At 52.9% G+C, this 23,991-nt stretch carries 22 protein-coding genes and 1 tRNA gene; 9 read left to right on the top strand and 14 right to left on the bottom strand.

The window, feature by feature from the left end:
• Positions 1 to 57: 57 nt before the first annotated feature.
• Both DC28_RS08470 and DC28_RS15495 read left to right on the top strand, forming a co-directional pair.
• Positions 58 to 2,274 (top strand): FAD-dependent oxidoreductase, encoded by a 2,217-nt coding sequence (locus DC28_RS08470; protein ID WP_037547747.1) that lies wholly within the window; start codon positions 58 to 60, stop codon positions 2,272 to 2,274.
• A 13-nt stretch (positions 2,275 to 2,287) separates the two neighbouring features.
• Entirely contained in the window at positions 2,288 to 3,520 is a 1,233-nt protein-coding gene (locus DC28_RS15495; protein WP_052078644.1) for a polyprenyl synthetase family protein, read from the top strand.
• 89 nt (positions 3,521 to 3,609) lie between these two features.
• Here DC28_RS15495 and DC28_RS08460 read toward each other — a convergent pair whose 3' ends face one another.
• The gene (locus DC28_RS08460; RefSeq protein WP_052078643.1) at positions 3,610 to 4,473 is read right to left on the bottom strand and encodes a CHAP domain-containing protein; all 864 of its coding nucleotides are present in this window, start codon (positions 4,471 to 4,473) and stop codon (positions 3,610 to 3,612) included.
• Positions 4,474 to 4,598: 125 nt separating this feature from the next.
• Between DC28_RS08460 and DC28_RS08455 the strand changes: the two genes are divergently transcribed.
• From DC28_RS08455 to DC28_RS08440, 4 genes are all read left to right on the top strand, one after another.
• Complete coding sequence (locus DC28_RS08455) at positions 4,599 to 5,261, top strand: rhomboid family intramembrane serine protease (protein ID WP_037547745.1); 663 nt, start codon at positions 4,599 to 4,601, stop codon at positions 5,259 to 5,261.
• Between the two features lie 41 nt (positions 5,262 to 5,302).
• On the top strand, positions 5,303 to 6,166 hold the full coding sequence (locus tag DC28_RS08450; RefSeq protein ID WP_037547743.1) for a hypothetical protein: 864 nt from the start codon (positions 5,303 to 5,305) through the stop codon (positions 6,164 to 6,166).
• A complete protein-coding gene (locus DC28_RS15490) occupies positions 6,166 to 7,323 on the top strand; it encodes an OmpA family protein (protein WP_052078642.1) in 1,158 nt (385 codons plus the stop codon). The genes DC28_RS08450 and DC28_RS15490 overlap by 1 nt, the downstream gene beginning before the upstream one ends.
• Before the next feature lie 461 nt (positions 7,324 to 7,784).
• Complete coding sequence (locus DC28_RS08440) at positions 7,785 to 8,345, top strand: hypothetical protein (protein ID WP_156104634.1); 561 nt, start codon at positions 7,785 to 7,787, stop codon at positions 8,343 to 8,345.
• Here the strand turns inward: DC28_RS08440 and DC28_RS08435 are convergent.
• Positions 8,340 to 9,587 (bottom strand): cation:proton antiporter domain-containing protein, encoded by a 1,248-nt coding sequence (locus tag DC28_RS08435; RefSeq protein ID WP_052078640.1) that lies wholly within the window; start codon positions 9,585 to 9,587, stop codon positions 8,340 to 8,342. The genes DC28_RS08440 and DC28_RS08435 overlap by 6 nt on opposite strands.
• Positions 9,588 to 9,601: 14 nt before the next feature.
• Between DC28_RS08435 and DC28_RS08430 the strand changes: the two genes are divergently transcribed.
• Positions 9,602 to 10,915 (top strand): MFS transporter, encoded by a 1,314-nt coding sequence (locus DC28_RS08430; RefSeq protein WP_081942075.1) that lies wholly within the window; start codon positions 9,602 to 9,604, stop codon positions 10,913 to 10,915.
• A gap of 104 nt (positions 10,916 to 11,019) precedes the next feature.
• Complete coding sequence (locus tag DC28_RS08425) at positions 11,020 to 11,607, top strand: Crp/Fnr family transcriptional regulator (protein WP_037547739.1); 588 nt, start codon at positions 11,020 to 11,022, stop codon at positions 11,605 to 11,607.
• Here DC28_RS08425 and DC28_RS08420 read toward each other — a convergent pair.
• The 9 genes from DC28_RS08420 to DC28_RS08385 form a co-directional block, all read right to left on the bottom strand.
• Complete coding sequence (locus DC28_RS08420) at positions 11,552 to 12,292, bottom strand: DUF4386 domain-containing protein (RefSeq protein ID WP_037547737.1); 741 nt, start codon at positions 12,290 to 12,292, stop codon at positions 11,552 to 11,554. The two genes, DC28_RS08425 and DC28_RS08420, sit on opposite strands and share 56 nt — an antisense overlap.
• A gap of 143 nt (positions 12,293 to 12,435) precedes the next feature.
• Entirely contained in the window at positions 12,436 to 13,359 is a 924-nt protein-coding gene (locus DC28_RS08415; RefSeq protein WP_081942074.1) for a carbohydrate ABC transporter permease, read from the bottom strand.
• On the bottom strand, positions 13,359 to 14,273 hold the full coding sequence (locus tag DC28_RS08410) for a carbohydrate ABC transporter permease (protein ID WP_037547735.1): 915 nt from the start codon (positions 14,271 to 14,273) through the stop codon (positions 13,359 to 13,361). The genes DC28_RS08415 and DC28_RS08410 overlap by 1 nt, the downstream gene beginning before the upstream one ends.
• Before the next feature lie 201 nt (positions 14,274 to 14,474).
• Positions 14,475 to 15,728: an ABC transporter substrate-binding protein gene (locus DC28_RS08405; protein ID WP_037547920.1), complete on the bottom strand. Its 1,254-nt coding sequence runs from the start codon at positions 15,726 to 15,728 to the stop codon at positions 14,475 to 14,477.
• Between the two features lie 215 nt (positions 15,729 to 15,943).
• Positions 15,944 to 16,903 (bottom strand): LacI family DNA-binding transcriptional regulator, encoded by a 960-nt coding sequence (locus tag DC28_RS08400; RefSeq protein ID WP_037547733.1) that lies wholly within the window; start codon positions 16,901 to 16,903, stop codon positions 15,944 to 15,946.
• Between the two features lie 112 nt (positions 16,904 to 17,015).
• Positions 17,016 to 18,530 carry an ATP-binding cassette domain-containing protein gene (locus DC28_RS08395; RefSeq protein ID WP_037547731.1) on the bottom strand — a complete coding sequence of 505 codons (1,515 nt, stop codon included), beginning with the start codon at positions 18,528 to 18,530 and terminating at the stop codon, positions 17,016 to 17,018.
• 349 nt (positions 18,531 to 18,879) lie between these two features.
• Positions 18,880 to 18,963: transfer RNA gene (locus DC28_RS08390), tRNA-Leu, on the bottom strand.
• A gap of 462 nt (positions 18,964 to 19,425) precedes the next feature.
• Complete coding sequence (locus DC28_RS16845) at positions 19,426 to 19,560, bottom strand: hypothetical protein (RefSeq protein WP_280938011.1); 135 nt, start codon at positions 19,558 to 19,560, stop codon at positions 19,426 to 19,428.
• A gap of 14 nt (positions 19,561 to 19,574) precedes the next feature.
• A complete protein-coding gene (locus DC28_RS08385; RefSeq protein WP_052078639.1) occupies positions 19,575 to 20,120 on the bottom strand; it encodes an Hsp20/alpha crystallin family protein in 546 nt (181 codons plus the stop codon).
• 208 nt (positions 20,121 to 20,328) lie between these two features.
• Here DC28_RS08385 and DC28_RS08380 point away from each other — a divergent pair, with 208 nt between their 5' ends.
• The gene (locus DC28_RS08380) at positions 20,329 to 21,174 is read left to right on the top strand and encodes a TIGR00282 family metallophosphoesterase (protein ID WP_037547730.1); all 846 of its coding nucleotides are present in this window, start codon (positions 20,329 to 20,331) and stop codon (positions 21,172 to 21,174) included.
• Here DC28_RS08380 and lipB read toward each other — a convergent pair.
• From lipB to DC28_RS08365, 3 genes are all read right to left on the bottom strand, one after another.
• A complete protein-coding gene (lipB, locus tag DC28_RS08375; RefSeq protein ID WP_052078638.1) occupies positions 21,150 to 21,863 on the bottom strand; it encodes a lipoyl(octanoyl) transferase LipB in 714 nt (237 codons plus the stop codon). The genes DC28_RS08380 and lipB overlap by 25 nt on opposite strands.
• Before the next feature lie 12 nt (positions 21,864 to 21,875).
• Complete coding sequence (locus DC28_RS08370) at positions 21,876 to 23,072, bottom strand: protein-glutamate methylesterase/protein-glutamine glutaminase (protein ID WP_037547728.1); 1,197 nt, start codon at positions 23,070 to 23,072, stop codon at positions 21,876 to 21,878.
• Between the two features lie 66 nt (positions 23,073 to 23,138).
• A complete protein-coding gene (locus DC28_RS08365) occupies positions 23,139 to 23,954 on the bottom strand; it encodes a CheR family methyltransferase (protein WP_037547726.1) in 816 nt (271 codons plus the stop codon).
• Between the last annotated feature and the right edge of the window lie 37 nt (positions 23,955 to 23,991).

Raw genomic sequence — 23,991 nt, 5'->3', positions numbered from 1 at the left:
TCATACTTGTAATAAAAAGACAATAAATCTCTGGATTACCAGGTAGAAGGAGAGATAATGAGTACCAAAACGCGCATAGTCATTCTTGGGGGAGGATACGCAGGAATAGAATCTGCAAAAATCCTCAACAAGAAATACCGTAAGGATAAGGATGTTGAGATAACTCTCATTGACCGGAACCCCTACCACACCCTCATGACAGAACTGCATGAGGTAGCAGGGCACCGTACCGAACCTGAAGCGGTTCAGGTTAGCTTTAAACGGATTTTCAGCGGTACCCGGGTCAGGGTGGTTGTCGATGAAATCGAGGGCATTGATTTTGAGACCAAGGTCTTAAAATCCGAGGATTCGGAGTATCACTACGATTATCTCGTATTAAGCACCGGGGGGCATCCGGAATTCTTCGGGATCGAGGGGATTCAGCAGAACAGCTTTACTCTCTGGTCTCTGGAGGATGCCATCCGAATTCGTGAACATGTCGAGCTGATGTTCCGGGCAGCAGCCAAGGAGCCCAACGAGCAGCGGCGGCGTAAGCACCTAACCTTTGCGGTCGCAGGGGCGGGGTTCACCGGAATTGAGCTGGTCGGGGAACTGATTGAACGGTCCGAGACCCTGTGCCGGAAGTACCACATCGATAAGGATGAGGTGCGGATTATGGTAATAGAGGCCCAGGATCGAATTCTCCCAATCCTCTCGGATAAACCCCAGCGAAAAGCCCGTAATTATATGGAGAAGCACGGTGTAGAAATCCTGTTAAACGCACCGATTGTGAAGGGCGACGGGGAAGGTACCTACACCCTCAAGGATGGACGCACCATCGATGCAGACACCTTCGTATGGACCTGTGGTATCCAGGGTTCGGAATTTACCGCAAAGATCGGCTTGACCAAGGGCCGTGTTTCCAATGATACCTGTTCTATTGCAACACCTGAGGGTATTCATGGTATGGCCGGCTGTCACTTTGATGAGGAAGACCGGGATATCGTGGGTGAACGGGGCCGTATCTTAGTAAACGATAATATGCAATCCGTGGATTTCCCTAATGTATTTCTCGCAGGGGACATGATCTGGTATCTCCATGAGGAAAAGGTTGTACCCCAGATTGTAGAAAACGCCCTGCAGAGTGCTGAAGTGGCGGCCCACAACATCATTGCCGAGATCAGTAAACAAGATAAAAAGACCTATAAGCCCAACTACCATGGATTCATGGTTTCCATCGGAGGACGGTACGGTGTTGCCTCTGTTATGGGGATGAACCTCTACGGGTTTTTCGCCATGGCGTTGAAGCACTTTATTAACCTGCATTACCTCTGGGGATTAGCCGGCTTTAACGCCTGCTGGGGATACCTCCAGGAGGAATTCTTCCAGATCAAAAATAAGCGTTCGATTCTTGGCGGGCATGCTTCGGCAAAAATTCCCGCGTACTGGGCGCTGCCGGCCCGGTTATGGCTTGGGCTGATGTGGGTCATCGAAGGTGTTAATAAAATCGGCGAGGGCTGGTTTAACTTTGAGCTTGGTTCAAAGTCAGGCTGGATGTTCAGTGCCGGGGTTTCACAGGCTGGGGTTAAGTCTGCAGCTGCCTCGGGGGGAACAGCAACTGCCGCGGCGGATGCAACCGCCGCAGCCAGCGAAGCCTGGGAAGAGGGTGCTGATGCTGTGGCACAAGCCGCAGATACGGCTACCGCAGGTGCCGATGCCACGGCTGCTGCCAGCGAGGCCTGGGATGCAGCTGGTGATGCAGCGGCCCAGGCTGGGGACGCAGTTTCCTCGGCAGCTGCGGATGCGACGACGGCCGCCAGTGAAGCCTGGGATACTGCAACGGACACGGTTGCGGATGTTGCCAGCGGTGGTTTCGAGCCCTGGGGCTGGGATTTAGAAGCGCCGATCTTCGCTTGGAATTCTCCTCTGGTAACCTGGTTCAGGGAAACCTTCATGGACGGTCTTTTCGCCCTGCTGCCCTACCAATTTTTCCAGGTAATGATCGTCGGAACAGAGGTTGCCATCGGCCTTGCCCTCATGGCGGGATTGTTGACCTGGCCAGCAGCTGTTGTGTCCATCGGGATGTGTGTTGTCTTTACCCTCTCGGGGATGTTCGCATGGAACCAGCTCTGGTTTATCTTCATTGCTATCGTAATGATGGGTGGAGCAGGTCATGCGGCCGGTCTTGATCACTGGGTTATGCCATGGTTGAAGGATCGCTGGAACAGCACCAAACTTGCTCAACGGACCTTCCTCTACGATGGCGAACCTATTGTAAAAAAGAAGCGTAAATAGCTACCATCACCGCATGAGTAAACCTATTACCAGCCTGGATTCTCTGTGTAAACAGCCGTGGATCCAGGCTGAACTTTCATATGTACAGTCCATTCTTGACTACCTCCTGGATGAAGAGGCCCGACAGGCCCCCGAGGTCGCCCGGGTCCTTCGAGGGTTCTCAGCGGCCCGGGGTAAACTTCTGCGGCCCCTGCTGGTCATTCTCGGTGCGCGAACAGAGGGGTCAGGTCCGGAGGTGTATCCGCCGGGCTACCCCTCTCAGAAATCGGGTGCTCCGGGTACCGCGGAATTGTCCAGGATCCTCAGGCACGATCATGGGTTTCTGACCAGACTGAAACGCAGCGGATGGACGGTTTCTGCCAAGGAACACCAGGAAATTCTCGAGTGGAAAAATCAGCCGGCCTTCCCGGGCGGACTTCCCCGGCGGATCTATCTTCTCGCAGCATCCCTAGAGCTATTACATCTTGCCACCCTGGTCCACGATGATGTGATTGACGGATCAACCCAGCGCCGGGGATTGCCGGCGGTGTGGAAGCAGATTGGTGCAAGCCAGGCGGTTCTTCTGGGAGATCTGCTGTTAAGCCTTACCTTCGCCCTGGTGAGTCATGGTGCAGAGCCCCAGACCGGGCAGCTGCTCTCCAGTATGGTGCGGGTGATGTGTCGCAGCGAGTTTTTTCAGGCTGAAGACCGGGAGCGTTTTTTTACCTTGCTTCAGAATCCCAGCAGGAGGCGGTATGTGCGGGTTATAACCGGTAAAACTGCTCTGCTGTTCAGCCTGGCCTTCCATGTCGGCGCTAGGGAAATGGGTGCTGAGGGCTCACGGGCGCAGATGCTCCGCCGGGCGGGGTACTACCTGGGGCTTGCCTTCCAGATACAGGACGATATCCTTGACTTTAAGGGTGACCCCAAGCGCTTTGGCAAACCCCTTGGACAGGATCTCCGGGACGGACAAATAACCCTGCCGGTTATCGAGGCATTAAAATCATCCCAAAAGAACGAGCGAGTCCGGTTGATCCAGGGGATACGTAGGTTTAAATCCGGGGATGAAAACGCGTTCTCAGAAATCCTGGAAGAGATAGAAACAGCCGGGGGTTTTGTTGCAGCCCATAACGAGGCTCATACATACATGGTGCGGGCCGAGGCGGAGATCGACCGGGTTTTCCAGGACGGCCCGAGCAGCGGCCATGAGGGGCTACGCACTACCTTGGTAGACCTGAATACCCTGTTGGCATCCCGGCGCTACTGAGTGTTAGGGGTTTTTGGCCCTGAATGCTCTATTCGTCCCTAGTTCCATAGCGGGAACAGGGGGGGAATAGGGGGGGGAATAGGGGGCTCCTAATCTCGAGGTAGCTCGGCCAGACTTACGTAGGTCCGGAATAGGTGGCTGGATAACCACATGTCCGGGTTCAGGTAGCGGTGGCTTTTCATCCTCATGGGCGAGTTGATCAGGGTACTGCCGGACTCCTGTGTTTCTGCCAGGTACGTCTGGGCTTTCTGGAGGTTCATCCGGGCGGCAACAATTCCCTTGGCATAGTTGTGGTGGATGTAGGTGATTTGACCGTCTTGGTTAACATCAACGACAATGCCGGTGTGGGTGTATTCATCATCCCACCTGGTGTTTTCATTCCGATCGTAGGTATTGTCCCAAATTATTACATCTCCGGGCGCTGGCAGCCGGGAGGAAAAGGCCGTCCCGTTGGAGTACGCCATTTCATAGAGGCGTTGGACGCCGTTCCCGGTGTACTTGGTAAACTCCGCCGTCAGATCGAGGTCCGCCTCGTGGTAGGCAGCCAGAACAACCCCCGTGCAGTCCAGAGGGAAGGTAGCATCGGAAAAACGGAGGTTTTCACGGCCGAGGAGGGAGAGCGCTGCCTGGACGAGTCGACGTCTGTTCTCGGAGAGACCGGCTGTGGAGACCGAAAATTCACGCCCGTACCCGTCTTCGACCATCCGGGAGATTCCGGAGCCGGCGGCCCTGGTCTGCTGCACCCGTGTGTCGCCGGGTTGCCGGTTTGCCTGTTCAGAACCGCTGTCGTCGGCGGTGAGGCGGGGAAGCAATTGATTCGGTTGACGCTCCCCCCGGCGAATGCGTGCATCGGGAAAGCTGGAGTAGCGTTCCATGGTTGCACAACCGGGGAGGCTTAGTACCAGTAACGAAGTCAGGCTCAGAATGACCGGCCCGTATTTTTTTATAATCATAATGATTCCTAAACTATACTACGGCTTCGGCAAATTCCAAAGCCTGGAAAGCGAATTGCGGTAGCCCTGCCGGCTTCTATCGGGGCTGCCTTGACCGCTGCAGACTTTGTGCATAGATTAATGGAATGACTGGAAATACCATCCCCCTCTATAAGAGACCGTTTCGTTTTGAGTTTCGGAATATTACCCTGCTTTTAATAGGGTTGAATGTTGCTGTATTTGTAATTCACCAGTTTCTCCTGCGGCTGAATATCTTCCAAGACCTGATGGGCTACTTGGCCATGAACCCCATTCTGGTGACCCAGCGGGGATTTATTTGGCAACCCTTTACCTACATGTTTGCCCACGCGAATATCACCCACTTGCTCTTTAACATGCTTGGTCTGTTCTTTTTTGGCACCCAGCTGGAACGAACCCTGGGAACCTGGGAGTTTTTGACCTTCTACCTTATTACAGGGCTCTTAGCAGGGTTATTATCCCTGGTCATTTTTCTTGTAACCGGTGCCTACGGGGTGTTCCTCCTGGGTGCCAGTGGGGCTGTATTCGCCGTGCTTCTTGGCTTCGCGGTTTACTATCCTGATGCGCGGATTTTTGTATTTGGTATATTTCCCATTCGAAGTCCAGTGTTGGTGATCGGTTATACGGTCATTGAGCTCTTCAGCCAACTCAGTAATCCCGGCAGCGGGGTGGCCCATCTTACCCACCTTGCCGGGTTTGCCTTTGCCTATTTGTACTTGCTGCTTCGTCTCAATAGAAACGCCTTTCGAATATGGTTCGGACAACGGTAGTGCCCGGAACTGTTCGGCGGAATTACCATGGGGTATCTAGGATGGTTTCTACCGGGGCACAGCACGGAATTTTTGGGGTAATTCTCGTTTTCTGGTTGTTTGCCGGTACTCCGGTTGCCGGGTACGCCCAGATGCCTCCCGAGGATGGGGTCCTGGAACTGCTGGTTTGGATGGATAGGGAGGCCCCGGAGCCGGAGGTGCTGATGCATTCCTGGAGTGAATCCGGGGATCCTGGGATTGGAGGCCCCAAGGGAGCAGACTCGGCGGCGCGAACTCCTGCTGAAGAATCCTCTGAATCAATACCCATGACCCCCGAGCCCGTGCCCCCTGGAGAGGCGGGCCTGGTTGATCGCTTGGTTGATCCCACGGCCATCGAGACGCCGGACCTACGGATTGCCGTGTTATTGGATTTCGCTCGATCTCTGGTCTCTGGAATGATCTACGGATATTCCTTTTCTTATATACCCTCCGACAATGCGAGACAGGTGTCAGAGCGCTTTACCCTGACCCCCCTCCACCGTATTCCTTGGGGCGATCCGGGACTTGAGTTTTTAGAGGGGTATGACGATGCCTCCATGATTGAGCTGCGTCTGCGATACTGGCTCCAGGACTGGCAAATTCAACGGCGGAACGCCTGGCTTACCCCGGGAATTCCAAATAGTCAGTCCAGAGGAACCGCTTCCTATACCATGGATGTCTCAGGCCAGCTTCAGGCTGTTCAAGAGGCGGTAAAACAAGCAATCCGGAGTCATGCAAGAGGGATAACCTACGACAAGCCCCAGTCCTTGGAGGGCCAAGTGCTGCTGGAGACCCCACCGCGGATCATAGTCAGAGCCGGGGAGTTTCTAGCAGAGGTTCGGGTGCGCATACAAATAGATAGCATCCGTGAGTACAGGGTTTTCTGATGGTACGCCGGTGTACTCTTACGGTATCCATCCTGGTTTTTGTGCTAGGAACCTCCATCGCTCTGCCGGGACAGACCCATCGAAGGATAACAACTCGGTATGATGTACGCAGGACGGTGAATAACCGGTACCAGGGGCTGGTGTACGGTGAATACCGGTTTTCCCTGATTTCTGAATCTCCCCCTGACCTTCGGATTCACCAGTATAATCTTGAGAAATTAGCCCATGACGGCCGTTTGGAGAAGCGGTTGGTTGAAACGGTTGCGTCTGCGCCGGTGACTGTGGATGATCGTGGGGTGATTCAAATACCCGAGGAAGAGGATGTCTTACTCTTTCAGAACATTCCCGCCCCGCCGCCGGAGCCTGTGGCAGTGGGGGAATCCTGGCAAGCCCTGGGCGCCGTTTTAGTGGATCCTCTGGATAGCGGGGAAATGACCCGTATTCCTATAATCGCCGAATACCGACTCAGGGGGGAAGGAACCTATGGAGAGCAGGCTGTTTGGGTTGTCGATAGCTTGTTCGCCCTGCGCTACCGGGGTGGAGATCCCTATGGGGATCCTAAGGTGGTTTCTGCCCAAGGCCGTCACCAATCGGTGATTTACTATACGAAAGATTGGCAGCCCCTCTTTTTCCGTTCCACCGTGGAAGAACAGTTCGGCATCCAGGGAGGCGGAACGGTTGAGAACCGGGGCTTTTTTCTAACCTGGTATGAGTATCTTGCGGCTCTGCCCCGGCAGGAAATAACCCGTGAACTCCAAGCCCGGGTGGATGCTGAAGAATTGAAGGACGTAAACATTACCCAGGTAGCCGAGGGTATCCGCGTTTCCCTGGAGAACCTACTCTTTATTGCGGATCAATCCCTTTTGCTGCCTGGTGAGCAGTCTCGGCTGGAGGCGATTTCCCGGATCCTTGGTCAGTATCCCGACCGAAACATCCTCATAACTGGTCACACCGCCGATGTTGGCACCCAGGAGAGCCAACAAGAGCTTTCGGAGCAGCGTGCCAGGGTAATTGCTGATGAACTCATCCGCCGCGGGATCGAAGCCAGGCGTATCATCTACCGAGGAGTAGGCGGTCTTGAACCCGTAGCTGATAATCAAACCGAGCAGGGGAGACAAAAAAATAGGCGGGTTGAGATCCTGCTACTAGAAAATTAATACACCGGCGTTTCCCCGGGCTCATGGATAGGCAAGGCTGCCAGCACCCCCTACCTCCCTAGATAACTACCTCCCGAAACACACCACCCCACCTGGGATCCACCAAGAATCCGTCGCCACGCCGTGCTGCTATCTCCGCCAAAAAATTACGGTTCCCAGGGATGGGAGAAAAAGACTTCGCAAAAAACTGGAAGGGTTCTATACTGGAGAATGTGGACACCTTTTCTTGTTAGCCATGAAGTGATGCTACAGCATGAAGAATCGAAGGCTTCATGGTTTATTTAGTGCGCAAAAGGTTGTAAACGACACCAGATATAGCGGCGCGTTCCGAACGCTAACCCAGGGATGGTGTCGCGGAGGCCAAAAGTTACAACCTTTTGCGCACTACACATGGTTTAATGAGATGAACTGGTATTGAGAGGCAGAGCAGTATGGAAATTCATAAACTTATAGACCCTCCTATGAGCAGGGTTGTGGTCGGTGTTGGTATTGTAGGTGCCGTATTGATGAACGGGCTCTTTTTTTTACTCAACCGAGTGCTCATGCTCCCGGTCTTTTTAGATTCTAATTTCACCATTATTGCTACGGTATTATTCGGTCTCTGGCCGGGACTAACCGTTGGGGTTCTCTCAAACTTGTTTTTTGAGGTCATCGCTGGATTTCCCGGGTTTTTGTACCCCTTCGCGTTGGTGAACATGCTCACCGCCGTCATTGTACATCTCTTTGTTCGGAACGGACATTTTAACAGTCTGTTGGATGCCCTGGTGGTTCTCATTGCAGTCGCCCTGGCGAATGCCTTGGCTGGGACGGTTATTGTTACAGTATTCATGGGCGGGACCACGGGAGAGCCCGTGGATTCCTTGGTACGCGCCTTGGTTGTGGCCGGTCAGTCCATCGGATCTTCGGCATTCATCGCTCGGGTTCTGATTAATGTGGTTGATAAGGTCTTGGGGGTGGGAGTAGGGTTTTTCTGCTACCATATCCTCCAACACTCCATGGAAAGGAAGATCCGGGAGTCATAACTCGGAAGCCAATAGCCGTTTTGCTGATCCGCGGATGCCAATAAGCCCCAGGGGTGCCGTAATAACAATCGCCAGCACCGCCACTGCCAGAATGATCTTGCCCTGGGGTAGTCCAGCGGATAAGGCAGCTCCGCCCAGTGCCGCCTGTACGGTGGCCTTGGGCGTATAGGCGATGACGCAGAATAGCCGCTCCTTCCAGTTCATGGATGAGGGGAGGGTTGCAAATACTACTCCGACCGACCGGGCAAGAAGGCCTGTAAGTATGATGAGCAGGGCTACCGGTCCAACCTCGAAGGCTGTCTGCACATCTATGGATAAACCGATTATCACAAACAATGCAATCTGGGCAGGCACCCAGACCTTACCCAGTTTCCCAGCTAGTTCTCTAGCCTGGGGTTCGGCCCGTTCGAGAAGGACAAACCCGATGGTCATCACCCCCAGCAGGGCAGCGAGATGAACCCAGTCCCCTACCTGCAGGAGGAAAACCGAGGAAGCCAGGAGCAGCAGAGCCTTCTCCGTAGCTCGAATGGAGGCATGGTGACTTCGGAACCACCAGGCAAGCACCAATCCGATTACCGCCCCAAGGGCGATCCCCCCCAGCAGGGAAAGGGGAATGCTAACCAGGGTTAATCCGATTCGGGTCTGTTCCGGGCTGACAGCCAGGTTCAAAAACAGGGTAAACAGGGTAATCACCACCACATCATCCACCGAGGCTCCGGCTAATACCGTAGTAATCACACCATTTTGTCTACCCAATCCCCGGTCCTGAAGCTCGAGCATGGATGGAACTACTACAGCGGGGCTCACCGCAGCCAACATAAAGGCGGTTAGCCCCGCTACCATCCAGGGAAATCCCATGAGACCGTGAAAGAGAAGGGTGAGTACGGCCCCCTCAAATAGGCAGGGAATAAAGGCCATCAGCAGGGCTGCTGTTCCGGCCCGGGAAAGGTCGCTCTTGCTGATTCCCAGGCCGGCACGCAGGAGAATCACCACCAAAGCCAAGGATTTTAAAAACGGAGCAGTTTCCCAGAATCCCGACGGCCAGAATCCGCTTCCGGAGCCGACCGAGGGTGCCGCCGCCCCCATGTCAGCCGACCCCCCGGCTAACAGGCTGGGAATTAAGGCCAGGACAATCCCCCAGATCGTCATACCCAAAACCCCGGGCAACCGGAATCTCTCGGCCAAACGACCCATGACCCAGCCCCCTGCAAAGATTAAAAAAAATAATACTTCAAAGCCCATGATAGCCTCCGGATATGGACGACAGCGTTCCCATGGTGCACTATGGAGGCATGAAAGCGCAACCCCGCTCTAATGGCGTACCGCCCCGTCTATCCACCCAGGGACTGTTTATTCTGAATCAGGGGATTCACTGGTCCATTGTCGGTGTGATCTTCCCGGTACTTTCCCTGGCTATCCTTGCCAAGGGCATGAATTATTTCCAGCTCGGTATCCTCATGGCTGTTTACTCCGGGGCCACAGTGGTCCTTGAGCTTCCCACGGGCGGGTTGGCTGATAGTCTGGGTCGGAAAACGGTGTACCTATCCGCCCTCTGCTGTATGGCCGCCGGTGCCCTTGTTTTCTATGCTGCCCGATCCTTCACCGGAATAGCCGTTGCCTTTTTGTTCTTGGGTACAGGCCGGGCCCTCGCTTCGGGAACCATGGATGCCCACTTTATCGACGCCCTCTATGCTGAAAATCCGGAGGTCGATCTTCAACGCGTCATGGCGAAGGTGCATGCGGCTGTGCCGGTTTCCCTCGGGCTGTTCTCCCTTCTGGGCGGGTATCTGCCCGACCTCAGCGAGGGATTGGGTGTCCCCTGGCTTCTCAGAGATGCCTACAGCCTGAATGTTCTGGTCATGCTTTCTCTTATGGTGATTCAAATGCTTCTGACTCTGACGCTCATTCATGAATCCCGACCGCGTCCGGGGTTACAACAGCTATCCGAGGGATTCAAGGCGGTACCCCGTATTATTGTGTCCGCCTTGGAGCTAGGATTAAAAAATAAAGCGATCCTACTTTTATTAATAGGGGGATTTCTCTGGGGTTTTTCCATCTCCGGGCTGGAGCAGTTCTGGCAGCCCCGGGTTCAAGAGATAGGTTCAGATGAGGTTCACTCCCGGGTTTTTGGGTTTCTTGCCGCGGGTTACTTCGTGGCTGCCGCAGCCGGGAGTCTTGTCTCGGGGTTGGTAGGACGCCTTACCAAGGGGAACTATACCCTCATGCTGGTTCTTATTCGCGCTGCGATGGCGGCAGGTCTCGTACTGCTGGCCCGCAGCCGGGGATTACCGGGCTTTTCGGTTTTCTATATAGGTACGTTTTTCTTTAACGGAATGGCTAATTCCCCGGAATCTGCCGTGCTTAACCGCGAGGTATCCTCTGACCGCCGAAGTACCGTACTTTCCGTGGCTTCTTTGATCATGCAGTTCGGCGGTCTAGGCGGATCGGTTATCCTAGGGTTTCTTGCTAGAACCTACTCGATTCCCCTGGTTTGGACGGTTTCCGGGGCAGCCTTGTTTATTTCAGCCCTGGTGTATCTCGGTCTGCCATCGGCTCGGAGAAAGGACTAGAGTCCCGCCATACCCGGCCTAGTTCCCAAGCCTTTGCGTATACCCTAGTTGATTCATGGAATCACTTGCTCAAGAATATCGGGTATAATCTCCCAGGAGGGTGTATGGGCATCTCATTATCACAATTCATCCGGTCTATGGCTCCCCAATTAGCTGAGGATAGGTTGGAAGAACTAGTTGCCGCACTCCCGGCCCGGGAGTACCCGAAAAAAACCATCCTGGTTCGGCAAGGTGATGTTGCTGCCGACTGCTATTTTGTTCTATCCGGGTGCCTCAGGTTGTTTTTTGTCGATGAGGCGGGGGTTGAACACACCAGCGATTTCATTACCGAATCCCAATCCCTAGTGATCTTTGAAAGCTACAAACATCAGCATCCCTCCCCCTACGCCGTGGAATGCCTTGAGGATTGTCTTCTCTTGGAAGGGGATCTCACCAACGAGGATGAGATGAACCGCCGATTTCCCTTCCTTGCTGAAATAACCCGGTCCGCCATGGAGGAGAATCTTGCAGCGGGTCAGGAGGATCTGGCTACCTTTAGATCATCAAATCCCGCGGACCGCTACATCTACCTTCTCCAAAAACGCCCTGGCTTAGCCGCCCGAGTACCCCAGCACCAGCTTGCCAGTTACCTCGGTGTTACACCGGAGTCTCTGAGCCGGATAAAGCGGCGTCTCCATCAGCGTGGGCGATAGTCCGACGCCGCTGGATATAAACCAGGATTATGAGCCACAGGGCTAGGCCCAGTTCTCCCAAGGTCATGGGGATCATGAATATTCCTTGCAATGTCAGTCCGAATTCCTTGGCTCCACCCCCGATTACAAACAACACATGGATAACGGTGTATGCAGGGCCAGCGATAAAGAGTAACCCGGTGAGTACCCAGGGTATAAACCTGCTACGAGCCGATAGGAACGCGAGCAGACAAAGATGAATGCCGAAGACTATGAGTCCCCAGTACCAAATAGTCTCGAAGCGCTGGATTGCATCGAGAGCCCCTGCACCCTGAAATCCAAAAAACAATTGACTGATGCCTGCCCCCAATACCAGGGTGTACAAGATGCGGCTGACCGCCATTCCGCGAGTCAGGGCTTGGTCTGTCCCCGCAAATAACCCGAACAAACTGAGAGAGACAGCAACATCCAGACCGGCAATCACCAGCCAAAGAGCAATCTCTGTACCCCAGAGCCACGGCGCAGTAGCAATATTGGCAGCGGTCGCATCGGAATTTCCGGCAACCACAAGCTGCCCATGGATGGCCCCGTAGGCAATTCCGGCGAATACCGCCATCAATAGAAGATAGATCCCGCTCTGCAGGGCTGCTCTTCGTTGCCCTTTGTCGATAGTCCATCCAGCCTTCGGGGATGATGAATTGTTCATAATCAACTCCTGAATACGTGTTTTTCATAGTATCCAGGTATGGAGAGACCGGTGCATTGACGAAAGGTAAGATGAGATGAAAAAAGGCCCGGACTCCTGGGGGAGTCCGGGCGAGAAAAAGGGGTATTAGGAGGTTGTATGGATTATTTTATAGAACCGGCAACCATGCCCTTAATAATCTGCTTCTGGGCGATTAAAAAGACGATGATAACCGGGATCATGGCCATGAGGATGGCCGTAAGAATGAGGTCCCACTGCTTAACATAGGCACCTGCGAAGTTTGCAACCGCCAAGGGAATGGTCTGAATTCTGTTGCCCTTCCCGAGGATTAAAAGGGGCAGAAGGTAGTCGTTCCAAATCCATATCCCGTTGAGAATCATCACCGTGGCGGTGATGGGTTTTAACAAGGGAAACACAATTTGGTAAAAGGTACCGACCCGGGAGGCTCCGTCGATGATTGCGGCCTCCTCAAGCTCGTAGGGAATCCCTTTAATAAAGCCGTGGTACAGGAAGATGGATAAACTCATTCCGAAGCCCATATACGATAGAATCATTCCCGGATAGGTTCGAAGCAGCCGGAATCCGATAAAATCACCTAAAATTCGAAACCACTGCACCAGGGGAAGCATAACGATCTGGAACGGGATCGTCATTGCGGCAACGAACATCATAAAGAGGAAGGCAGCGATCCTGGTTTTGCTGCGTACTAGGACCCAAGCGGCTTGGGCTGAAATCAGGATAATCGCCCCAACGGAAAAAACCGTTATCAAGAGGGACGAATAGAAGGAAGAGCCGTACTGGATATTCGGATCCACCCAAATGGTTTTCATGTTCCGAAAGATCTGGAGCCAATCCTCGGGCAGGGTAAGGGGGGATGCCGTTACGGAAAAGGCGGTTTTTCCAGAGTTAATCAAGACCAGAAAAATGGGAAAGAGGGTAACAAGAAAAAGTAGGGCGGTAATGATCTCAAGACCGATGAGTCCCGTTTTTGCTCTGGTTTCCCGGGTTTGACGGAGTTTTTTGGCCTGTACTCCGGTTTTTTGAAACTGGGTATGTTGATCTGCCATTATAATTCGATCTCCTGTTTTTTATTTGCCCGGACCTGGAATGTAGAAATGACAGCCAGGACGAGGAAAAAGATTACTGCTCTGGCCTGACTCTGCGCCAGTTGGTTCGCTTTGAAGGCGGTGTTATAGATGTTCATAGCCAATAGTTCGGTTCCCAGGATGGACTTTTCCATAAAGGTTGTAGCCGGGCCACCGCCGGTCAGGGATACGTTTACATCGTACTGCTTGAAGGATTGTACCAGGGTAAGAAAGAGGGTGACGGTAAACGCCTGGGCGGTCATGGGAATGATGATGGTTCGTAGCTGCATCCAGGGGCCGGCACCATCGATTTTAGCGGCTTCGAAGAGTTCCCCGGGAACGGATATGATTGCGGCAACATAAATCATCATTATATAGCCGGCGTATTGCCAACTCCCTGCGATCACAATAGCCATCAAAGCGGAATTTCGCTCCGCCAGAATATAGTTGGCAGGATTTTGGATGGCCGGAATCAATTCAGTAATGAGGGGGAGGTTCGGAACTACGATGTTGAAAATAAACTGCCAGATGTACCCCAGAATGAGCCCGCCGATGAGGTTGGGAAGAAAGAATCCCACCCGGTAGGCGTGTTTAAACTTGATATTACTGGTTACCAGCAATGCAAGAATGAAGGCGACTACATTGATTATGAGCATATTGAGGGCGGTGTACACCGTAGTAACAATAAAGGAATAGAGAAAGGAGGGATCCTTAAAGGTTTCTAGGTAGTTTAAAAGTCCTACCACCTGCATACCGTCGGGCTGCGGACGGGATGACCAGTCGGTAAAAGAATAGAGGATTCCCATAATAAATGGGATGATAATTACCATAACAAAGGCAAAAAGAGCAGGCAGCAGCAAAAGCCATGAGGTCATATCGAATTTTTGTTTTCTCATATTTGTACCTGATAATGATGTAACCCGACACTCCCGTAATGAGAGTGCCGGGGAGGGTATTTAGAAAATCGGGCGGCGGACAAGCCCGCCAGTTGTCTTCCGCTGCTTCGCAACTTCAGTCAACTGGCGTGTATTCCCAATGCCCAGTACAAGCCTTCGGCTTTTCCGGTCACTGCGGGTACACGCCATCCCGTTAGCTGATTACCGTGATTCGAAGGCTTGCTTCATTGCCTGAATGAATTGGGCCTTTGAAAGGGTTCCGCTGGCGAACTGGTTATAAATGGGACCAAGGGTGTCGTCACGGAAGGAATCGCTGAAGTAATACTGGTTCCAGCTGTATACCTTGCCGGAAGCAACCCATTCCTGTACGGACTGAGACAGGGGGGAGGCGGGGGACAGTTCTACTGAGGCAAAGGCGGGAATCATTCCGGCTTCCTCTACCATGTAGCGATGTCCGGCATCGGTGAATACCAGGTCATTCAGGAATTTCTTTGCAAGTTCCTGAACATCCGAATCAGCATTGATGGCGTAGTATGCCGGGGCTGAGGCAAAGATACCGTCTGTTTCGGTAGCGAGAGCGCCGTGGGGAGCGAATGCCCGGGGGAATTCCGCGCCAGCAGCCTCAATGTTACCATCCGCCCAGTTTCCTTGGTGCAGGAATGCAGCCTTGCCCTGGGCGAAGGCGCCAACCTGGGCATCGTAATCTCCGGTCAGCAGTACCGCCTGGTCGGCGTATGTGAAGAGCAGTTCAACCCAGTCGGCATATTGGCTCAGACGTGCCATATCTACATTACCCGCCAAAAGATCGTTTACCACCGAAAGGTCACCGTAGGGAAGTCCTGCGGAAAGTAGGCTGTTGAAGTTATGGTGAGCGGTTACCCACGACATAGAAATGGATGCAGCCATGGAGACCACAGATTCCAGGCCTAATTCCGCTTTCATAGAGTCAATTTTCTCGAAAGCTGCCTTGTAACCTGCATAGTTCACCAATGAAGCAGGATCAACACCGGCAGCCTCAAGGATGTCGGCATTGTAGGCAAGGCCCCAGCCCTCAACTGCAACAGGGAAGCCGTAGACCTTTCCGTCATAGGTGAATTCTACCGAGGTCTCTTCAACCCAGGGCTGATCAGAAACATCAAGAATTACTTCCGACCATTTTTCATAGTCCGCCACTCCGGGAAATACGAAGATATCCGGCATTTCTCCGGCTGCATACCCGATGGTGAGCATCTGGTCAACGTCTACGTCGACCGAACCTCCAACGGTCTTTACTACAACCTGGACACCGTTTTTTTGTCCCCATGCTGCAGCATAGGCTTTGAGTTGAGCATCTATTTCGGGCTTATTCTGGAGAATCTCGAGTCGGGGCACTCCGCCTCCCTCTTGATCTCCTCCAGCAAATACAAATCCTGTGGCTGCTACCAGGATTAAAACAAGAGCAGTTAGTCGCTTCATAAAGAAGTCCTCCATTAAAAAAATCTGAAAATGAAAACGTTTTCATTTTCTGGTATATATGGTCAGGCATAATCTTTTTGTTGTCAAGGATTTTCCAACGTGCCAATTGCAAAAGTTCTGCTATTCCAGCCCATGGCTCCTTCAAAGATCCGATTTGAAGGAACCTACTTCGCCAGTAATTCTCCGAGATGGAGGCTTTTGCTGTCCGTGTGAGGTCAGTCGCGTATAATTAGTTCCGGAGTAAGGATTTCCTGTATCAGATGATCTGGATGTTCTGTTATCAGAGTTTTGATAATTCCGACCGTTTTCTCGCCCAGTACCGCTACTGATTGTCTGACGGTGGTTAGATTCATAAAGCGGGCGGGAAATATATCATCGTATCCAATAATGGGAACGTTTCTATTTAGATCCCTGGCTGCCTGTTTTCCCGCCATTGCCATGGTATCGATAAAGAAAAAATAGCCGTCTATGGATTGATCCAACATCAATGACTTCGCCAAGGTATAGGCTCCCTGTTCGTCAGAGACCAATACTTCCTGGGTCCTCATGGGCAGATTGGCGTCCTTAATGTATGCCAGAAACCCCTCAAACCGGTCCACCTGGGGTTCAGACCGGTCGGTGAGTCCTACCAGCATCACCTGGGTGGCTCCCTTCTCTGCCAGGTATGAGGCAGCCAGACGGCCGCCGTGGTGATTGGAATAGGTGATGAAGTTGGAATCTTTATCGTGGCGATCAATGTACAGAAGCGGCACCCGGTATAACCGGAGCAGTTCTTTATCGGCATCCGATATTTGAGGGGTGCCCATAATAATGACTGCCGAGATTCCCAGCTCAATGATGTACTGAATCACCGATTCCCGGCCTTGGTCGGTGTTGAAGATCATGGCATGAAAACCAGCATTCCTCATATTGGCCTGCATACTGGAGATGAGTTCGAAGAAAAACTGGTGGGCGATCTCCGACATGACTATGGCGATGGTATTTTCCTGTCCCGATTTTTTAACCAGCATTCTCGCGGCGCCGTTGGGAATGAAGTTTCTCTTATTGCAGATATCCAAAACCCTTGTTCTGGTTTCTTCCTTTACCAGGGGGTATCCGTTGAGGACCCGGGAAACAGTGCTTATACCAACCCCAGCTTCCCGGGCTATATCCTTTATGGTGATTTTATTGTGCATGGCAACCTCAGTATTGCAGGTGATTCCGACTAGAAGCCCGGTACCCGGTATGAAGGGAAAATTACCCCACAAATGACATTGGCACAAGTCTTTCCCGTCAGGCAGCGGGTTACTAATCCCGCTGCAACCTATGAACTTGTCCATTCTGACAGATATCCCAAATTCTGCAACCAATTTTATCCCGGAACTCGTCATCGTGACTCACCAGCAGTACTGCGCCAGTATACTGGACCAAGGCCTCCTCCAGGGCCATCCGTGAGGGAAGGTCCAAATGATTCGTAGGCTCATCGAGGATTATCAGGGGAATTGCTCTAAAAAACGCCATAGCCACCAGGATCTTGCGTAGTTCCCCGGGACTCGGCACATCCTCATCCTGTAAGGACTGGGGATCACCATTGAGCCTGGAATAGTGGGAAAGAATCTCTCCCCGTTCTGTGTTGTTTAGAGATGAGAATTGCAGTAATAGATCTTCGGCGTCTTGGGAAGGTATCTCCTGGGGCAGGTAGGCGTAGTCTTCTTTTCCCAACCCCGACTTGCTCAGAATCAGCCGAATAATACTGGTTTTTCCGGATCCGTTCGGGCCCACCAGGCAGATCCTGTCCGCCGCAGCCATGCTAATCTCCGGATAAACAAGCCTTTTTTCACCCAGGTCTAGAGTCCCTGGCTCCAGTTGAAAAAAGGAATCCGAAGCAAATGAGCGGGAAATCAGGGTAACTCCTGTTTTTTTCCGGTAATCGGGCTTGATCTGACCGTCCTGTAGATCCTGAACCCTGCCTTCAAGGTTCTTAATAACGTTGGCTCCAGTAGCATCCTTGGATGTGAGCCTCATGAGATCAATCTTTCCCTTGCCGTCATGGTCTTTGGGGTCGAGATGCCGTTTGCTGAAGTCCTTTTTATGTCCCTGAGCCTCTTGCTTGCGCCGTTGGATTTCCCGCCTCAGGCGTTGTTCTTCAACCTGGGCCTTTCGGCGGTTTTTCAGCAGTGTTTCCTGCTCCTGTTCATACTGTGTCCAAGCGCTGTCCCAATTGCCCTTAAAAAATCTCGGTTCAGCCCCGTCACCGGCGGATGAGAGCATGAGGGTGTGGGTGGTCAGCCGGTTCAGAAGCCGCCGGTCATGGCTTACCAGAAGGGCTATACCGTGGTAGTCCGAGAGTACTTCCGAAACCAAGTGTTGTGCCCGGGTATCCAGATGATTGGTAGGCTCATCCAATAGTAACACCTCCGGGTCATCGAGTAGCACCCGGGCCAGCTGGAATCGCTTGCGCTCACCGTAACTCAGGCTTTCCCAGCGGTACGGCCAATCATGGTCCAGCTCCAGCTGACTGAACAATCTACCCGCAAGGGAGTTTCCATCGTAAAGCTCGGAAAAGAAACCAATAAGGTTCTCTTCCATAACCCTGACCTCCTGGGGACAGTATACACAGGTACCGTCAAATCGGATCTGACCCGCTTCCGGGATAAGCCGCCCCGCAACAAGCTTCAAGAGGGTGGATTTTCCGCTCCCGTTTGCCCCGGTTACAGCGGTCCATCCCTCTGGGAGTTGGATACTAAAGTGGTTGAAGATATTCGTATGTGATTGGGGATAGGAAAACGTTAGTTCCGATATATGAAGGAACGACTTGCCCATAATCACCTCCTAAAGGTATTTATGAGCGGCTGAGGATAGAGAAACAGTGAGTACGTGCCGCTTCGAGTTGTCCGGTACTCCCTAGTTTCTGTCTATCATCCCGTCGATTCTCCCTAAAAATGAGTACCCGATAGTACCAGCACCGGAGGGTTTGTGCAAGTAACCGGTGTTTTCCTGGGTTCTGTACCTGGGGGTTACGGTTTTGCAGCGTACTGCGAGTTGCAACTATGTATGGTGGCGGCACTACCCGAGGGTTGGGTCTTGAATTACTCCGCGCCTCCGCTTCAAGTCCGCCGGTCATTGGACACAAAAAAAAGCAGACCGGCCAGAGGCCAATCTGCTTTTTCTATGCCCAGAAGAGGACTTGAACCTCCACGGGGTTGCCCCCACTAGAACCTGAATCTAGCGCGTCTACCAATTCCGCCACCTGGGCATCAGGTTCGCATACAATACCGTATTCTCTCAGCACCTGTCAAGATGCGGGGGATGCTCTGAGTAGAGTGAATTCGATCTTCCGCCGTTGTCCGCCGCGGCCTGCCTACCTCGGACCACCAAGGGGGCTTTCCCGCCACCTTGGTGGCCGAACCTTGTCGAACCATTTTTTGCGCACTACAAGACATTCCAGAAAGCCGGCCGATGAATACGAAACACTCTTTCTGTAAATTTCACTTGTAGCAGGCCGCTCAGCCACCGCCGGCCGATACCCACCGGGGCCCCCAGGTCTTCGGCGTTCCCCGCCTGCCGGAGAATACCGGAGTTTGGTTGATTGGGAAATACACGCCATGGTTTGTTTGTGTTGAGGACCTGATTTAGGCCTGCGGGGAGGATAAAAAAAGGGGCTGCCTGCGAATGAGACAGTCCCCTTGGGTTCCTTTTGTTCTAATAAGAACGTGTGCTAAAAGTCGCGGTAATCGTCCTTGCTCTTATCCTCAAGCTTGCGGACCACCTTTTTCAGGGCCCGGTCAATCTGGGGTTTGAACACGTATCCGAGGACAACTCCCACCAGCACGGTAAACAATGTGCCTAACATCTGTTCCTCCTGGGTTATTCCTTGTCTTTCTTTCCGGTTTTGGGCGGGGCCTGGCCAGGCTCATCTTCCGATACGATGGTAACCTTTACCCCTTCGGGACCCTTCACCTCATCCTTTGCTGGAATCGTTACGGTGAGAATAGCATGTTTTAACACAGCTTTCACAGCCTCGCGATTAAACTTATCCTCGGGAACAAAATACTTCTGCTCTTTGATGTCTTTGAATTTCAGTCTGCGTTTGAAGTACTTAACCGACTCATCCTCCTCAAAGCCCTCCGGGGCCTTAGCGGAGAAGAAGAGGTAATCGCCCCGGAATTCAAGGCCGATATGCTCTTCCTGGAAGCCTGCCAGAGCGAACTGGAATACCAGGCTCTTATCGGCAGTCATGTACACATTGGTCGGGGGGTAGGAATAGGCGGGGTAGTAATCCCGGTGTTCGCCCCAGTTGAAGTCGGGTTTCCAGGAACCCATCTCATCGGTGAATGCGTTTTTGAAATCAGTGGCGGCTTCAAAAATCTCATCCATTAGTTCACGCAGATCCAAAAAATCTCTGTTTTTCATACAATCCTCCTTAAAGCGATTGTGGCTGCTCCCCGTTACGGGGCAGTAGCATTGTAATCAGACCGTCCAAGCAGGAACCCTCGCCTGGTCCAGCCTCCTCTCAGGAGCGCTGGGTCTGTGATGCAAATATACTCATACTCCAGAGAAAACCCAAGGAAATCATCGTCCATGGGAATACTTTTTTTCTCCGATGGGGTAGTATGGCGGGATGGGATTACGAATACTTGCTCTGGGTGAAATTGTCGGTAAACCGGGAATCTATGTAGTAAAGACGGCGCTCCAGCGCTTCAAGGAAGAACAAGGGATTGACGGTGTCATAGCCAATGCCGACGGGGCGACCCACGGCTACGGCCTTGGGCGGAACCACTCCATCTACCTCCGGAAGCTCGGAATCGACGTGCTCACCGGAGGCGATCAAATCTACTTTAAAAAGGATCTCCATCCCCACATGGAGCAGGCACCCTACATCCTACGCCCGGCCAATTTCCCGCCCGGAAACCCCGGCCGGGGCTGGCGGACCTTCACCTTCGGCGAATACCGGATTGCAGTCATCAGCCTCATGGGTCTGGCGGGATTCAACCGGGTGCATCCGAGTAACCCATTTAGCTTTTTACCTGAGATCCTCCGGCGGATTAACCAGGATGTTCATGCCACCTTTCTGGATTTCCATTCCTGCACCACCGCGGAAAAGGCGGCGATGGCACTCATGGCCGACGGCCAGGTGACGATGATCGCCGGAACGGGTATGCGTACCCTGACCGCGGATGCCGAGGTACTGCCCAAGGGAACCGGGAGTATCCTTGATACCGGCCGAACCGGGAGTATTCAGTCCGTAAAGGGGTTCAAGCCGGAGATTGAGATCCAGCAGCTGGTGGGCGGAATACCTGAGCGGTCCTATGAGTGGTGGCAGGGCCTGGAGCTTCAGGGGGCTATCTTCGAATTAGATGATTCCGGGAAGGCTGTGTCCGTGGAGGCTGTCCGGGTGCCCGTGGAAACCCCGGCTGAACAGCTTCAGCCCGAAGAGGATAGTCAAGGGGATTCTACCGCCTCATAGTCGTACAACTCGCAGAATTCCCGGATAACCAGCTCCGTCACCTGATCCATTAACGCGGGCCGGTTCTCCCGGATACCGCCAGTACGTTCCAGTTCCATGCGCAGACTCGTTTGGCCCTTGTCTCGGATTCCACAGGGAATGATGGTCTTGAAGAAACTCATATCCGGTTCCACATTCAGTGCGAAGCCGTGCATGGTTACCCGGTTCTTTACCGCAATTCCCAGGGCCGCTATTTTCCTGGGCGGTTCATTTCCTGAATCGACCCATACCCCGTGTTCGGTATCGCTTCCCCTGGCTGAAAGGTCGAATCCGTCCCGGAGAACCGACGAGATCACCTCTTCAAGGGTTTCCACAAACCAGCGGAGCCGCCTGTTGTGGGAGTATAAATGACTGATAATATAGCCCACCAGCTGTCCGGGGCCATGGTAGGTCACCTGGCCGCCCCGGTCGGTTTCCACTATCTCAATACCTCGCTCGTCATACTCCCTTCGAGGGAGCAGCAAGTCTTCGGCGGTTCCGCGTTTGCCCAGGGTTATTACATGGGGGTGCTGGAGCAGTAGAAGGGTGTCGGGAATGGTTTCCTCAACCCGTTGGGTGTGGAGCCTCTGCTGAATTTCGTAGGCCTGGCTGTATGGGACCAGGCCCAGGTGGCGCACCGCCAGGAGTTTTTTCGTTGATTCCGTGCTCATAATTACACCAACTTACACCAACTCTGCGGCGTAGTCACAGATGGCTTTTGCCATATCGGAAAGGCTTACCTGCTTAAGAATGTGGCCGTATTCGTAGGCCACCCGGGGCATACCGTAGACAACGCTGGACTGCTGATCCTGTCCCAGGGTTATCCCCCCGGCCTCCCAAATATCACCGATATGCTCCGCCCCGTCCCGACCCATGCCGGTCATGATTACACCCATACAGCGGTTACCGTAGATGGAGGCTGCAGATTCAAACAGGACGTCGGCACTGGGGCGGTGTCCGTTTTTTGCCGGGCCGGAATCCAGGTGGACAATGGTGGCCAAGCGTTTGCGTTCCAGAACGATGTGGTAATCTCCCGGGGCAATGAGAATCCGTCCGGGCCGTACCAGGTCGCCCTCTTCAGCCTCCTTAACTTCCATGGGGCAGATACGGTCCAAACTCTTCGCAAATTCCAGGGTGAACCCGGCTGGCATGTGCTGGACTACCAGGATGGGCGTCTGCAGCTCCGGATCCAGCCCGGAAAAAACCTGCCGCAGGGCATTCGGACCCCCGGTAGAAATACCCAGGGCGATGAGTTCCAGGGGGCCCGGTCCACCGGCACGGCTTCGTTTCCGCAGGGGAACCCCCGAAGGACTGGACGGAATTCTTCCCGGTTTGCCGGGAATCGCTTGGTCCTGCCTGGTTCGCAATCCGGGTATTTCAGCCGGAGCAGTGGCGCTGCCGGGAGATTTTTTCTGGGTTTCCTCGGTGCCCGGTTTAAGGCCGATGGGAGCCAATCCATGGCTTTGCCGGTAGGTGGCCCCGTAGGATCGTGCGAGCTCTATCAGCTGGCTGGCAATCTGTTGAACCTCATCGGGATTTCCCCCGGTGGGCTTCATTATAAAATCAGCAGCACCCAAGGACAGGGCTTCCATAGTAATGGATGCCCCCCGCCGGGCTACTGCCGACAGAACAATCACTGGAATATCGATTTCCCGTTTTCTGCGTTCCTGGAGAAACTCAAGGCCGTTTATATCGGGCATTTCGAGATCCAGGATGATGAGATCCGGTTTCAGGGTTTCAATTTTTTGGAGGGCAAAACGGCCATTCATGGCCTTGCCGGCTACCTCAAGATCCGGTGCCGAGTCGACAATCCGGCTGACTATATTTCTCATGAGCGCTGAATCATCAACCACCAGCACCTGAATTGGTTTTTTTTCCACGGGTTCCTCTATAACGTTACGTATCCTATTATAAAGCCCGGCTCCTGGGAGCAGGCTGAGATTCGCTTAGGTTTTCTTTTGGTATATACACGCCCAATCGGTTTTCAAAAACTCGAATTGGGTATCCATTCCGAACAGTGATTCACTATGGCCGATGAACAGGAACGACTTCGGGGCCATACACTCCCAAAACCGGTCGATCACAGACTTTTGTGCCGGCGCATCAAAATAGATGAGCACATTCCGGCAGAATACAACATCCAGCCCCCGGAGTCCGCTATCATGCTTCAGATTATGGTAATCGAAACGGATATTGTCCTTTAAAAAACCCTTAACCTGGAAACCGTCGGGCTTTTCATCGAAGTATTTTGAGAGGTAATTCTGGGGAACCCCCGCCATTTTATTATGACCGTAAAATCCCTCTTTGCCGATCATCAAGGATTTAAGGCTGATATCCGATGCAACGATCTGAATAGTAAAGTCGGCGGGCAGGGTTTCCTTCAGTACCATTGCCAGGGTGTAGGGCTCCTCCCCGGTGGAACACCCGGCGCTCCACAGCTTTATAGTCTTGTTGCCCGAAGCCTGTTTTTGCTTTATGAGTTCAGGGATCACGTAATACTCAAAGGTTTGAATATGGGCTGTATTACGAAAGAACCGCGTAAGGTTGGTGGTCACAGAGTCCAGCAGGGTTTTGAGTTCATCGTGGCTGCTGGTTAGGAGCCGATAGTATTCGGCCGGAGAATCTAGATTTGCCGACTTTAGCCGTTCCCGGAGACGGCTCTCAAGAATGGATCGGTTGCTGGCTGAAAAGGTTATTCCGCTGGCATCGTATATGAGCTTTTTATACTGATCAAATTCACTGTCGGTAAGAAAACCAGCCATGACTACCTGCTTTCCCGCGGGGGTTTGTACATTGTTA

The sequence above is a fragment of the Spirochaeta lutea genome (assembly GCF_000758165.1).
Lineage (GTDB): Bacteria > Spirochaetota > Spirochaetia > DSM-27196 > Salinispiraceae > Spirochaeta_D > Spirochaeta_D lutea.
This window is presented reverse-complemented; position numbering and strand designations above follow the sequence as displayed.

Excerpts from the sequence above, each read along its gene's own strand:
- DC28_RS08470 (WP_037547747.1), top strand. The coding sequence starts at position 58 with ATGAGTACCAAAACGCGCATAGTCATTCTTGGGGGAGGATACGCAGGA.
- DC28_RS15495 (WP_052078644.1), top strand. The coding sequence starts at position 2,288 with ATGAGTAAACCTATTACCAGCCTGGATTCTCTGTGTAAACAGCCGTGG.
- DC28_RS08460 (WP_052078643.1), bottom strand. The coding sequence starts at position 4,473 with ATGATTATAAAAAAATACGGGCCGGTCATTCTGAGCCTGACTTCGTTA.
- DC28_RS08455 (WP_037547745.1), top strand. The coding sequence starts at position 4,599 with ATGACTGGAAATACCATCCCCCTCTATAAGAGACCGTTTCGTTTTGAG.
- DC28_RS08450 (WP_037547743.1), top strand. The coding sequence starts at position 5,303 with ATGGTTTCTACCGGGGCACAGCACGGAATTTTTGGGGTAATTCTCGTT.
- DC28_RS15490 (WP_052078642.1), top strand. The coding sequence starts at position 6,166 with ATGGTACGCCGGTGTACTCTTACGGTATCCATCCTGGTTTTTGTGCTA.
- DC28_RS08440 (WP_156104634.1), top strand. The coding sequence starts at position 7,785 with ATGAGCAGGGTTGTGGTCGGTGTTGGTATTGTAGGTGCCGTATTGATG.
- DC28_RS08435 (WP_052078640.1), bottom strand. The coding sequence starts at position 9,587 with ATGGGCTTTGAAGTATTATTTTTTTTAATCTTTGCAGGGGGCTGGGTC.
- DC28_RS08430 (WP_081942075.1), top strand. The coding sequence starts at position 9,602 with ATGGACGACAGCGTTCCCATGGTGCACTATGGAGGCATGAAAGCGCAA.
- DC28_RS08425 (WP_037547739.1), top strand. The coding sequence starts at position 11,020 with ATGGGCATCTCATTATCACAATTCATCCGGTCTATGGCTCCCCAATTA.
- DC28_RS08420 (WP_037547737.1), bottom strand. The coding sequence starts at position 12,292 with ATGAACAATTCATCATCCCCGAAGGCTGGATGGACTATCGACAAAGGG.
- DC28_RS08415 (WP_081942074.1), bottom strand. The coding sequence starts at position 13,359 with ATGGCAGATCAACATACCCAGTTTCAAAAAACCGGAGTACAGGCCAAA.
- DC28_RS08410 (WP_037547735.1), bottom strand. The coding sequence starts at position 14,273 with ATGAGAAAACAAAAATTCGATATGACCTCATGGCTTTTGCTGCTGCCT.
- DC28_RS08405 (WP_037547920.1), bottom strand. The coding sequence starts at position 15,728 with ATGAAGCGACTAACTGCTCTTGTTTTAATCCTGGTAGCAGCCACAGGA.
- DC28_RS08400 (WP_037547733.1), bottom strand. The coding sequence starts at position 16,903 with ATGCACAATAAAATCACCATAAAGGATATAGCCCGGGAAGCTGGGGTT.
- DC28_RS08395 (WP_037547731.1), bottom strand. The coding sequence starts at position 18,530 with ATGGGCAAGTCGTTCCTTCATATATCGGAACTAACGTTTTCCTATCCC.
- DC28_RS16845 (WP_280938011.1), bottom strand. The coding sequence starts at position 19,560 with ATGTTAGGCACATTGTTTACCGTGCTGGTGGGAGTTGTCCTCGGATAC.
- DC28_RS08385 (WP_052078639.1), bottom strand. The coding sequence starts at position 20,120 with ATGAAAAACAGAGATTTTTTGGATCTGCGTGAACTAATGGATGAGATT.
- DC28_RS08380 (WP_037547730.1), top strand. The coding sequence starts at position 20,329 with ATGGGATTACGAATACTTGCTCTGGGTGAAATTGTCGGTAAACCGGGA.
- lipB (WP_052078638.1), bottom strand. The coding sequence starts at position 21,863 with ATGAGCACGGAATCAACGAAAAAACTCCTGGCGGTGCGCCACCTGGGC.
- DC28_RS08365 (WP_037547726.1), bottom strand. The coding sequence starts at position 23,954 with ATGGCTGGTTTTCTTACCGACAGTGAATTTGATCAGTATAAAAAGCTC.